This window comes from bacterium (assembly GCA_026708015.1).
In the GTDB taxonomy this organism is placed as follows: domain Bacteria; phylum Actinomycetota; class Acidimicrobiia; order Acidimicrobiales; family Bin134; genus Poriferisocius.
In genome coordinates, this window is the sequence record JAPOVT010000046.1 from 133,027 (window position 1) to 144,186 (window position 11,160).

Genomic DNA, 11,160 nt, shown 5'->3' on the forward strand with positions numbered 1-11,160 from the left:
GGATGGCGACCTATGGCTGAATTGCACCGCTACCCCCCGCACGAGACATGGCACGACGCCACCTCGCTCGACGCCAAGGCTTGGCCCCGCCGGGTGGAGCGCCATCACACGTTGGTGCCCACAACCTGCTTCAACTGCGAGGCCGCCTGCGGGCTGGTGTGCCACGTGGATCATGCCACCGGTCGCATCGACCGCGTGGAGGGCAACCCCCTGCATCCGGCCAGCCGGGGCCGCAACTGCGCCAAAGGTCCGGCCACTCTCAACCAAATCGACGACCACGAGCGCATCCTGTATCCGCTGCGGCAGGCCGGCGAGCGGGGCTCTGGACAATGGGAGCGGGTGAGCTGGGACGAGGCGCTGGGCGATATCGGCATCCGTATTCGCACGGCCATCGCCGAAGGCCGCCACAACGAGGTCATGTACCACGTGGGCCGTCCCGGCGAGGACGGCTTCGCCGAGCGGGTGCTCCAGTGCTGGGGGGTGGACGGCCACAACAGCCACACCAACGTGTGCAGCTCCAACGCCCGAGTCGGCTATCAGAGCTGGATGGGCCACGACCGCCCGTCGGCCGATTTCGCCAACGCCGAGGTGATCTTCCTCATCTCGTCACACCTGGAGTCGGGCCACTATTTCAACCCCCACGCCCAGCGGATTGTCGAAGCCCAAAGCCAGGGAGCCACTGTCATCTGTGTGGACCCCCGGCTGTCCAATACCGGTTCCAAGGCTGACTATTGGCTGCCCGCCTGGCCCGGCACCGAGCCCTTCTTGCTGTTGGCCATCGCCCGGCTGCTGGTGCTCAACGGCACCTGGGAACGCGACTTCGTGCGGCGCTGGACCAACTGGGAGGTGTATCTGCGCCAGTGCCATCCGCACCGGCCGGTGGAGTTCGACTCGGTGGGCCCGGCGCTGCTGGACGACTACGCGGCCTACACCCCTGAGGAGGCTGAACGGGTGTGCGGGGTGCCCGCGGCCCAAATCATCGAGATCGCCGAGATCATCGGCGCCCATCCCACCAAGTTCGCCTCCCACAACTGGCGGGCCGCAGCCGCTGGCAACCTGGGCGGCTGGCAGACGGCCCGGTGCTTGTTCTTCCTCAATGTGCTCACCGGCTCGGTGGGCACGGTGGGGGGCACCACCGGCAACGGCTGGAACAAGTACAAGGCACCCCACCCGGCGGGCGCGCCGCCCTTTGAGCAGTGGAACGAGCTGAGCTGGCCTCGGGAATACCCGCTGGCCCACCACGAGATGTCGATCCTGCTGCCCCATTTTTTGGCCGAGGGCCGGGGCCGCCTCGAGGTGTACTTCAGCCGGGTGTACAACCCGGTGTGGACCAACCCCGACGGGTTCAGCTGGCTGGAGGCGCTCAAAGACCCCGACAAGGTGGCCTGTCACGTGGCGCTGACGCCCACGTGGTCGGAGACGGCGGTGTTCGCCGACTACGTGCTACCCATGGGGGTGGGGGCCGAGCGCCATGATGTGGCCAGTTTCGAGACCCACGCCGGGCGCTGGATTGGCTTTCGCCAGCCGGTGCTGCGCCGCTTTGCCGAGATTCGCGGCACCGAGGTGACCAGCGGGTCTCGCACCCACGAGTTCAACCCGGGCGAGGTGTGGGAGGAGAACGAGTTCTGGATCGACTTGTCGTGGCGCATCGACCCCGACGGCTCCATGGGCATCCGCCAATGGTTCGAGAGCTGTGAGCGGCCCGGCACGCCGATGAGTGTGGACGAGTATTACGGGTCGATGTTCGCGGCGGTCCCCGGTTTGGCCGACGACGCCGAGGCGGCCGGTCAGACCCCGTTGGAGTACATGCGCGACCGGGGCGCCTATGCCCTTGACGGCGATATGTACCAGCCCTATGAGCGGGAGGTGGACCCTGCCGAACTAGAGGGCTGCCACCTCGACGATGCCGGCGTGTACCGCCGCTCCGGCACCCCCGGCACCTGGTCGGGCTCGGCGGCGGACCTGGCCGGCTTGGAGTTGGCCGGATTGGGCGACGGCTCACCGGCGGTGCAGGTGGACGGAACCCCCAAAGAGGGCTTTCCCACGCCGTCGCGCAAACTGGAGCTGTACTCGGAGACACTGGCCGACTGGGGCTGGCCCGAGTACGCCACCCCTACTTGGATTCCTTCCCATGTTCACTGGGAGAACCTCGACCTCTCCGGTGATGAGCGCATCCTGGTTCCGACGTTTCGCATCCCGACTTTGATCCACACCCGCTCGGCCAACAGCAAGTGGCTGTCGGAGCTCAGCCATCGCCATCCGCTGTGGATCCATCCCTCCGATGCCGAGGCTCTGGGCATCGAGATGAACGGGCTGGTGAGGATCACCACCCGGATCGGCCACTTCGTGATCGGAGCGTGGCGCACCGAGGGCATCCGGCCCGGCGTGGTGGCGGCTTCGCATCACATGGGCCGCTGGCGCCTCGATGAGGGCAACGGCGGGTCATGGACGGGGGGCGACGCCGACATCTCCAACGACGGCACGCGGTGGCGGCTCACCCGTCGAGGCCAACCGGAGCGCCATGCCAGCGCGGATGACGACACCGAGAGGATCTGGTGGAGCGATACCGGCGTACACCAGAATCTGACGTTCAGCGTGCAGCCCGATCCGGTTTCGGGCATGCAGTGCTGGCATCAGCGGGTGCGGGTGACGCCCGCTGAGCCCGGCGACACCCCTGGCGACGTGGTGGTGGACACCGCCGAAGCCCGCAAGGCCTACCAGGAGTGGCTGGCCATGACCCGTCCGGCCCCTGGCCCCGGCGGTCTGCGCCGGCCCCTGTGGTACTCCCGCCCGCTCAAACCCAAGCCCGCCTCCTATGCGCTCTGATCTTCTTGCCCGCGGGATCTCTTTAAACGGAGAATTCCCTTACACGAAAGGAACGAGTCATGACCCGAATGACTCCTAGCGAAGCGTTCGTGGAGACCATGGTCGCCCACGGCGTCGACACCATCTTCGGCATCATGGGCAGCGCGTTCATGGACGCCATGGACATCTTCGAGCCGGCCGGCATCGAGCTGGTGCCGGTGGTGCACGAGCAGGGCGCGGCCCACATGGCCGACGGCTACAGCCGGGTGAGCGGCCGCCACGGGGTGGTGATCGGCCAGAACGGGCCGGGCATCTCCAACTGCGTGACCGCCATCGCTGCTGCCTACTGGGCCCACAGCCCGGTGGTGATCGTCACCCCCGAGACGGGGACCATGGGCATCGGCCTGGGCGGCTTCCAAGAGGCCAACCAGCTGCCGATGTTCGAGGAGTTCACCAAGTACCAGGGCCACGTCAACAACGAGCACCGCATGGCCGAGCTGACCAGCCGGTGCTTTGACCGGGCCCTCTCTGAGATGGGGCCCACGCAACTCAACATCCCCCGCGACCGCTTCTATGGCGACATCGACGTGGAGATACCGCAGCCGCAGGGCCTGGATCGGGGTCCGGGCGGCGAGCGCACCCTGAACGAGGCTGCGGAGCTCTTGGCCGGAGCCTCGTTCCCGGTGATGGTCTCCGGCGGCGGGGTGGTGATGGGCGACGCCATGGCCGAGACGGTGGCGCTGGCCGAGCGGCTGGGCTGTCCGGTGGTCAACAGCTACCTGCACAACGACTCGTTCCCGGCGTCTCATCCCCAATGGTGCGGACCCTTGGGCTATCAGGGTTCGAAGGCGGCCATGCGGCTGATCTCGAGGGCCGACGTGGTGTTGGCGCTGGGCACCCGTCTCGGCCCGTTCGGCACCCTGCCCCAGCACGACATGGACTACTGGCCCAACGAGGCCAAGATCATCCAGGTGGATGCCGACAACAAGATGCTCGGGCTGGTCAAGCCCATTGACGTGGGCATCTGCGGCGACGCCGGCGCGGCCGCCACGGCGCTGCTTCAGCGCCTGGAGGGCCGGGAACTGGCGTGTGATGCCACTCGGGTTCAACGGGCGGCCGAGATCGCCGACGACAAGGCCGGCTGGGAGGCCGAGCTGGACGACTGGATCCACGAGACCGACGACTTCAGCGTGGACATGATCAAGCAGGCCACCGAGGAGCACTACAACTGGATGCACCCCCGCCAGGTGCTGCGCGAGCTGGAGAATGCGATGCCCGAGCGGGTCATGGTGTCCACCGACATCGGCAACATCAACTCGGTGGCCAACAGCTACCTGCGCTTCGAGGAGCCTCGGTCGTTCTTCGCCGCCATGAGCTGGGGCAACTGCGGGTATGCGCTGCCCACCATCATCGGGGCCAAGAAGGCCGCGCCGGATCGCCCGGCGGTGGCCTACGCCGGTGACGGGGCGTGGGCCATGAGCATGGTGGAGACCATGACCGCAGTGCGCCACAACATCCCGGTCACCGCGGTGGTGTTCCACAACCGCCAGTGGGGCGCGGAGAAGAAGAACCAGGTGGACTTCTACGGCCGCCGGTTCGTGGCCGGCGAGCTCGACGGCGGCGAAGACTGGTCGGAGGTGGCCCGGGCCATGGGCGCCGACGGCGTGCGGGTGAACGAGCTCGAAGAGGTGGGCCCGGCGCTGACCAAGGCCATCGACGCCCAGATGAACGGCGGCCGCACCACCGTCATCGAGGCCATGTGTACCATGGAGCTGGGCGACCCCTTCCGCAAAGACGCCCTCAAGCGCCCCACCCGCCACCTAGACAAGTACGAGGACTTTGTCTGAAAGCCAGGGTAGAAGGACCAGCATCGATGGGGTTGGGTAAACTTGGCCTGATCCCGGTCCGGCGCCGAGTACAAGGTTGAAGGACCGGGCCGGGTGGGCCGAGCCACCTCAGGCGAAAACGCTCATCGAGGTGGCAGCTGGGTCGCGGTTGCGGCTGAAGAATCCGACCTCTATGGGCAGGCCGGTGTAGCGGCCCTTGATGACCAGCGGATCGCGGTCGTGGTCGAGGCCGTCTTCGACTGCGGTGATCAACTCGGCCATCACACAGCCGGCGACTCCGGTGTTCTTGAACTGATTGCCGCTGGTGCCGATGGCCACGTAGAACCCGTCGAGGTCGGTGCGGTCGTAGACGGGAACCCAATCGTCGCTCACGTCGTAGAGGTCGGCGATGCCTTTCTTCTGGTGGGGGATGCCCAGCTCGGGCATGCGGCGCGAGGCGCGCAGCACTTGGGCCTCCTATTGGCTCTCGCTGACCCGCTCGTCATAGTGATCGGGATCAGCCCAATCGGGCTCGTCGCAATCTGGATCGGCGCTCCCGATCAAAATGTTGTTGCCCACCTCGGGCCGAAAGTAGATCCCGGTGTCCTGATCGGCGGTCACGTGGCCCTCCGACTCGTAGTCGAACCCCGCTGGCGAGGGCACGATGTGTACTTCGTGGCGCATAGCCCGGGTCTTGATCTGCATGGAGTCGTAGACGCCCGCCATCTTGTTGATCACGTTGGAGTGCGGCCCGCCGACGTTGACGACCACCGGGGCATGGATGGCGGTGCCGTCGCTCAACTCGACCCCAGCGGCCCGGCTACCCGAGCGCAGAATGCCAGTGACCTGCGCGTGGAACCAGAAGCGGGCCCCTGCAGCCTCGGCCGCCCTCTGGAGGTTGTGGGCGCAGAGCTGCGGGTCGTTCACGTAGCCAGCCGAGGGCGAGTAGATGGCCCCGGTGAGCGTTCCGGCCGGCTCATCCCAGAATGCCTCTCGTCGGAGGGGCTCTTCGGCGGGCCGAAGCAGCCGGGATCAAAGATCGGGAGACGCTGGGCGAGGTCATCCAGGGTCCAGTCCTCGAAGGGGATGCCCAGCTCTCGCCAGAGGGTCCGCACCCGCTCGGGATGGTCGGAGTCTTCGGTCAGCAGCATCAGCTTTCCGCATTGGCGGAACTCGATCAGCCCGTTCTCGTCATCGACGCCGATGTACTCGGGCCAGTTGAGCCAGTAGTGGAGGCCCTCCCAGGCCAGGATGACTCCTGGCTTTGTCGAGTAGCTGAACCGCACGATCGCACTGGAGTTGAGCGTCGAGCCCGATCCCGCCGCCGCGTTCTTGTCCACGCACACCACCCGCCACCCCCGCCGCGCCAACTCCAAGGTGGTCGCCGCCCCAATCACCCCCGCGCCAATCACCACCGCATCAAAGCGGCCACCCCGCGTCGCGAAGCGGAAGAACGTGCCTCATTCACCAAACCTCGACTCTATTTCGTTGCTTCCACGCAGACATGGTGTCTGTGCATGCCTATTGCGCGGGATTGCTAATGCAGTTATATTGATTATCAATAAGTTTTAATGTAATTAAATAAGTCAATTATGTACAGATCGGAGGTAGGGAAGTTGTACGCTAGTGTCATGGACGTGGCAGTTACGGAGTTGCGAGCAAACCTACGTCATTGGCTCGATCAGGTCCGGGATGGCGATGAGGTGGTAATCACCGAGCGGGGCATGCCCGTGGCCCGGATCATAGGCATCAACGCAATGTCGACAATTGAGGAACTCACCGCACAAGGGGTGATCGCCAGGCCACTAAGCCCCCAGAGGTCCAGAGCCGCGGGCCGGGATCTGCCGCAGGCCGGTCGATCCCTCTCGGACCTGATCGCTGAGCAGCGTCGCTGATCGGTGGCCGTCGTCTACTTCGATTCAAGCGCGTTGGTGAAGCTGCTCGTGGAAGAGCCGGGCAGCGCCACTGCGGCCAGACTCTGGGATGGATGCGACGCCGCGGTGTCGAGCCGACTGGCTTACCCCGAAGTGCGCGCGGCCTTAGCAGCCGCGGGACGCAACCACGACATGGAAGAGGATGATTTGGCATCGTGCCGCCAGGCTTGGGAGGGGTTCTGGATGGAGCTGCGGCCGGTCGAGCTGACCGCCCGCGTGGCGAAAGCAGCCGGTGTCTTAGCCGAGCGCCGAGACTTGCGAGGTGCCGACGCCGTACACCTTGCCAGCGCCTTGGAGGTCGGCATTCCGGATCTCGTCATGGTCGTGTGGGATCGCCGCCTCCACGCTGGTGCGGTAGCCGAGCGCGTCTCGGTCGCACCTCGGGATCTGTAGCGCCCAATCAGAAGTTAGAGGGCCTGCCGAACCCATTACCCCAAGCCCCGTTGCTGACCTAGGAATCGTCGCTTGGCATTAAGCCCTGGGGCACCGTGGCAGTTCAAAGTTGTGGTTATTACTACTCCTCATCTGCCACAATGCCTAAGTGGCTCTAGTGGGTATCCCCCCTTTGGCCGGTCACCTCGATTAGGAGGTAACCATGTCATTGATGGAAAAGGAGGGGTCGCCGGGCAGGGCCAGGCGGCGTTTCACCAGGGAGTTCAAGGCCGATGCTGTGGCGTTGGTGTCAGGCGGGGAGCGGCCTGTCGCCCATGTGGCCCATGATCTGGGGATCGGGGCGACGAATTTGGGGAACTGGGTCCGCTAGGCCCGGATCGACCGGGGCGATAAACCGGGTCTGGCGACAGAGGAGCGCTCAGAGCTGGTGCGGTTGCGCCGGGAGAACTCCAAGCTTCGAATGGAGCGTGAGCTGCCATGCGAGCGGCGGCCTTGTGGGTGAAGGAGTCGGGGCAGTGACCCGCTACAGGTGGGTCGCTGCCCGGAAGGCCGAGGGATTCCCGACAACAGCCGCGTGCGATGTCGCCGGCGCCGGCCGCCAGGCGTTCTACGACTGGGCTGTTCGCCAAAAGGCGGGGCCCTCACCCGCAGAGCTGGCCGAGGCCGAGCTCGTCTGGGCGATCAAACAGGTCCACGCCGGCGCCGGCGGGGCCTGCGGGTCGCCGAGGGTCACCGCACAGCTGAGACGGCAAGGCCAGCGTGTGAACCGCAAACGCGTGGAGCGCCTCATGCGGCTCCACGGGATCTGCGGCATCCACAAAAGGCGCAAGCCCCGCTGGATGGGCTCCGGCGGCATCGAACAGGCCCCCGAGGACCTGGTGCGCCGCGACTTCCGCCCCGGCGCGCCCGACCAGACATGGGCGGGCGACATCACCTACATCCCCACCGGACAGGGCTGGCTGCACCTAGCCGCCGTCCTCGACGTCGGCTCCCGCAAACTGATCGGCTACTCCATGGCCCACCACACCCGCGCCGAGCTCGTCGTCGACGCCCTCGACACGGCCGCCGCAACCAGGAGCGGCCGCACCGCCGGAGTGGTCTTTCACTCCGACCGCGGCCCGCAATACCTCAGCGGCGACTTCGCCTCGGCGCTGGCCCGCCACAAGATGCGCCAATCCGTCGGACGAGTGGGCAACTGCTGGGACAACAGCATCGTCGAGTCGTTCTTCGCCACCCTGAAGAGGGAACTCGTCACACAGACCCGCTTCGCGACCCGGGACCAAGCCCGCCGCGAGGTCTTCGCCTGGATCGGCCGCTACAACAACCGGCGAATCCACTCGACCCTCGACTACCTGACCCCCACAGAATGGGAGGAACACCACCGGCAACGACTAGACCAAGCCGCATAAACCAAGTGACCGGACAAAGGGGGGAACCTCACAAAGCGGCCTCGCAGACCGCCCAGGGTGTGTCGGTCTGCTCTAGCGCCCATGTGCGGAAGCTGGCGCGGAAGCCGTGGACGGTGGCACGGTCAGCCAACTCGACATCGCGCAGGATTTTCGTGAGGGTCATGTCCGACAGGGGCCTGCCGGGCTTGAGCGGGGATGGGAACACCAAGTCAGAGCCGTCGTGGCAGTCCTTGGCCCGGTCCAGCACGTCGAGAGCGGCGGCGCTATGGGGCACCCGGTGCCCGGATGCGGCCTTCATTCTCTCGGCGGGGATCTTCCACTCGCGGGCTGCGAAGTCGATCTCGTCCCATGTGGCGTTGCGGGCCTCGCCGGAGCGGGCCGCGGTCAACACGGCGAACCGAAGGCACAGTTTGGCCGACGGCGACGCTCCGGACTCCTCCACAACAGCGAGAGCGTCTGCGACTTCGCCATAGGGCAGCGACCGGAAATGGGACTTCACGCGGGGCATCGGCGGCAGGGCCCCGTCGATGACTTCGCCGGCCATGTTGAACTGCACGTAACCGTGCGCCTGACACCATTTCAACACCGTGCGGATTCTCTGTCGGACCTTGCGGGCCGTCTCGGTGCGCGTCGCCCACATCGGCTCCACGCACCGCAGCACGTCTGACTGGGAAATGCGGTTCACTGCCAGATCACCGATGATGGGGAACGCGTGGTTCTCAAGCGACGCCCACCACAGGGTGGCGGTCCGGTTGCTGCGCCATCGCGCCCTGTTGGCATCGAGAACTCTCTTGGCTGCCTCCCGGAAGGTCGGCACGTCGCCTCGGCGTTTATCGGCCAAGGGATCGCGGCCGCTGGCTGCCGCGGCGCGGTGCTCGAATGCCTGTGTGCGGGCGTCGGCCAGGCTGACCTCGGGCCAGCCTCCCAACCCGATCTCGCGGCGGCGCCCATCCACAGTGAGGCGCAGAACCCAGCATCTCGACCCGGATTCGTACACTCTCAGAAATAATCCCTGGCCGTCCTGGTGCTTTCCCACACCGGCGTTTTTGACCTTCGCGGCGGTCAACTGCGGCATCCCATCCCCCAATTTATCCCCCACTTTTTTGGGGATAGCTCGATTATCACTGGGAACAGCCTACCAGTGACCTCTGACAAAAACGGTCGCTACGCTGGGGAAATGGGGAACAACACAGACCCACTGGCAACAACAGAAAACTGTCGGCAGCGCCCACGGCAGGATTCGAACCTGCGACCTTGGACTTAGGAGGTCCCTGCTCTGTCCTAACTGAGCTACGTGGGCGGGCTGGCGCGAAAAACGGCGCGAAATAAACGGTAGCAAGGTGCGGGCGGGGTTTGGGACCGGAGTTGGGTCTGTCGGACGCTCCCTTGTCAAGCGGCGAGCGCAAGTGGCTGTTGTCGGGTGTTTTCGTCGCGCCGCATTCGGCGGATGACTCGGTTGGCGAGTTGTCGTTTGTGGGCTCGTCGGGCTTCTCGTCGGGTCTTGCCCTCTGTGGCTTTGCGGGCGAGGTACGCGGCGGCGTCGGGCTGGCTGCGCTGCTGGGTGACCGACGCGATGTGGAGCACCGAGTTGATGCGCCGGTTGCCTTTGAAGTCGAGCCGGTGCTTGACGGGGTCTGAGTTGCCTTCGCCTGATGAGAGCGCGACGGCGCCGGTGACCGGACCAGCGGGCGAACTTGGACTCGCGGTCGAACCGGCGTGGGTCGCCGACCTCGCACACCAGGGTGGCTGCTGCGATGGGTCCGATGCCGTGTTCGTCGCGCAGGGTGGTGCCGTGCTGGTCGAGCAGCTCTTCGATGAGGCGTTCGAGGCGGCGGATCTCGCTGCGGGCTGCGCGGTCTTGGCCTATGAACGCCTGGAGCCGGCCGAGGCGGTACGCGCCGGCGGGTGTGGTGGCGGTGGCTGGGTCGATGTGTTCGAGGCGGCGCAGCCGGCTCTCGATCTTGCCGCTGGTGGTGAGCTGGTCGCGTATTTCGGTGGGGAGCTTGGAGATCTGGTCTGCGACGTGGTGCAGCGTCAGCGTTCTGGCTGCTACCAGCCCTCGGCGGTGCTCGAGCACCGCCTCGATCTCGGCCACGAGCGGGTCGTAGGCCTCCAGCGCCTGGACGGGGCCGAGCGTCGGCTCGGCCAACAGCGCCCGCGCCGAGGCGACCGCGTCGGCGGCGTCGGTCTTGTCCAGCCGACGCGAACGGCGCTGCGCGGCCGAGCGCGACGCGGGGACCTCGCGGGCGTCGAACCCGGCGGCTGCCAGAGCGATCGCGACATGGGCGCCCCACTTTGCCGATCCCTCTACGCCGACGCGTTCGACGCCGTGGGCGCCGAGCAGGCCGATCGCCTCGCCGTAGCCGGCCGCGGTGTTCGCGAACGTCTCACAGCAGGTCTCGACGCCGTGGCAGTCGACGATGCCGACGGTGAATGTGTCCTGGTGGGGGTCGATTCCCCCGACTGGAAATGTCATGCTTTGCTCCTGCTGGAATTGATGTTCCGGTGGGTCCGGGATCGGCAGGGGCGCTTCGTCACAACCGAGTCGAGATGATCAGGCTCCCTTCAAGACAGGAGCGCTCCTGCCGGCCCCACACTCGACGCGACAGGTCTGACAACAGGCACAAGGCCAAAATTTTGTGGAGTCACCGCCGAGCGCAGGACCGGACCGTAACCCCCAGGCCGAGGGCCCCGGCAACCACAACAATGACACTCGGGAATTTTGTGTATCGGGCGTGGTCTGAGGGTCCGCGGCCGGGTGCTGCGGGCCAGAAAGGATCATGTCTGTGACTG

Annotated in this window: 12 protein-coding genes and 1 tRNA gene; 8 read left to right on the forward strand and 5 right to left on the reverse strand. The window is 66.1% G+C overall.

All coding sequences use genetic code 11. From position 1 onward, the window contains the following. The first annotated feature begins 12 nt into the window (after window positions 1-12). On the forward strand, window positions 13-2,826 hold the full coding sequence (locus OXG30_10590) for a molybdopterin-dependent oxidoreductase (protein MCY4135341.1): 2,814 nt from the start codon (window positions 13-15) through the stop codon (window positions 2,824-2,826). A 59-nt stretch (window positions 2,827-2,885) separates the two neighbouring features. Then, on the forward strand, window positions 2,886-4,652 hold the full coding sequence (xsc, locus tag OXG30_10595; GenBank protein MCY4135342.1) for a sulfoacetaldehyde acetyltransferase: 1,767 nt from the start codon (window positions 2,886-2,888) through the stop codon (window positions 4,650-4,652). 108 nt (window positions 4,653-4,760) lie between these two features. On the opposite strand, the gene OXG30_10600 is transcribed toward xsc, so the two are convergent. The 3 genes from OXG30_10600 to OXG30_10610 are packed head-to-tail and all read right to left on the reverse strand — an operon-like array spanning window position 4,761 to window position 6,046. After that, on the reverse strand, window positions 4,761-5,099 hold the full coding sequence (locus OXG30_10600) for a hypothetical protein (GenBank protein ID MCY4135343.1): 339 nt from the start codon (window positions 5,097-5,099) through the stop codon (window positions 4,761-4,763). Window positions 5,100-5,108: 9 nt separating this feature from the next. Beyond that, a complete protein-coding gene (locus OXG30_10605; protein ID MCY4135344.1) occupies window positions 5,109-5,582 on the reverse strand; it encodes an FAD-binding oxidoreductase in 474 nt (157 codons plus the stop codon). Next, on the reverse strand, window positions 5,555-6,046 hold the full coding sequence (locus tag OXG30_10610; GenBank protein MCY4135345.1) for an FAD-dependent oxidoreductase: 492 nt from the start codon (window positions 6,044-6,046) through the stop codon (window positions 5,555-5,557). Before OXG30_10610 ends, OXG30_10605 begins: the two co-directional genes overlap by 28 nt. A 216-nt stretch (window positions 6,047-6,262) precedes the next feature. On the opposite strand from OXG30_10610, the gene OXG30_10615 reads away from it, so the two are divergent. The 4 genes from OXG30_10615 to OXG30_10630 all read left to right on the forward strand — a co-directional run bounded on the left by OXG30_10615 (window position 6,263) and on the right by OXG30_10630 (window position 8,367). After that, on the forward strand, window positions 6,263-6,526 hold the full coding sequence (locus OXG30_10615; GenBank protein ID MCY4135346.1) for a type II toxin-antitoxin system prevent-host-death family antitoxin: 264 nt from the start codon (window positions 6,263-6,265) through the stop codon (window positions 6,524-6,526). A 3-nt stretch (window positions 6,527-6,529) separates the two neighbouring features. After that, window positions 6,530-6,958 carry a type II toxin-antitoxin system VapC family toxin gene (locus OXG30_10620; GenBank protein MCY4135347.1) on the forward strand — a complete coding sequence of 143 codons (429 nt, stop codon included), beginning with the start codon at window positions 6,530-6,532 and terminating at the stop codon, window positions 6,956-6,958. A 202-nt stretch (window positions 6,959-7,160) separates the two neighbouring features. Continuing rightward, complete coding sequence (locus OXG30_10625) at window positions 7,161-7,328, forward strand: transposase (protein MCY4135348.1); 168 nt, start codon at window positions 7,161-7,163, stop codon at window positions 7,326-7,328. Between the two features lie 145 nt (window positions 7,329-7,473). Then, a complete protein-coding gene (locus OXG30_10630; protein ID MCY4135349.1) occupies window positions 7,474-8,367 on the forward strand; it encodes an IS3 family transposase in 894 nt (297 codons plus the stop codon). A gap of 28 nt (window positions 8,368-8,395) precedes the next feature. Here the strand turns inward: OXG30_10630 and OXG30_10635 are convergent, their stop codons facing one another. Both OXG30_10635 and OXG30_10640 read right to left on the reverse strand, forming a co-directional pair. Further along, window positions 8,396-9,433, reverse strand: a complete 1,038-nt coding sequence (locus OXG30_10635) for an integrase arm-type DNA-binding domain-containing protein (protein ID MCY4135350.1) — start codon at window positions 9,431-9,433, stop codon at window positions 8,396-8,398. Window positions 9,434-9,592: 159 nt separating this feature from the next. After that, window positions 9,593-9,667: transfer RNA gene (locus OXG30_10640), tRNA-Arg, on the reverse strand. A gap of 53 nt (window positions 9,668-9,720) precedes the next feature. Between OXG30_10640 and OXG30_10645 the strand changes: the two genes are divergently transcribed. Next, window positions 9,721-10,005: a hypothetical protein gene (locus OXG30_10645; GenBank protein ID MCY4135351.1), complete on the forward strand. Its 285-nt coding sequence runs from the start codon at window positions 9,721-9,723 to the stop codon at window positions 10,003-10,005. A gap of 154 nt (window positions 10,006-10,159) precedes the next feature. Further along, entirely contained in the window at window positions 10,160-10,921 is a 762-nt protein-coding gene (locus tag OXG30_10650; protein MCY4135352.1) for a hypothetical protein, read from the forward strand. The last annotated feature ends 239 nt before the right edge of the window (window positions 10,922-11,160 follow it).

Excerpts from the sequence above, each read along its gene's own strand:
- OXG30_10590 (MCY4135341.1), top strand. The coding sequence starts at position 13 with ATGGCTGAATTGCACCGCTACCCCCCGCACGAGACATGGCACGACGCC.
- xsc (MCY4135342.1), top strand. The coding sequence starts at position 2,886 with ATGACCCGAATGACTCCTAGCGAAGCGTTCGTGGAGACCATGGTCGCC.
- OXG30_10615 (MCY4135346.1), top strand. The coding sequence starts at position 6,263 with ATGGACGTGGCAGTTACGGAGTTGCGAGCAAACCTACGTCATTGGCTC.
- OXG30_10625 (MCY4135348.1), top strand. The coding sequence starts at position 7,161 with ATGTCATTGATGGAAAAGGAGGGGTCGCCGGGCAGGGCCAGGCGGCGT.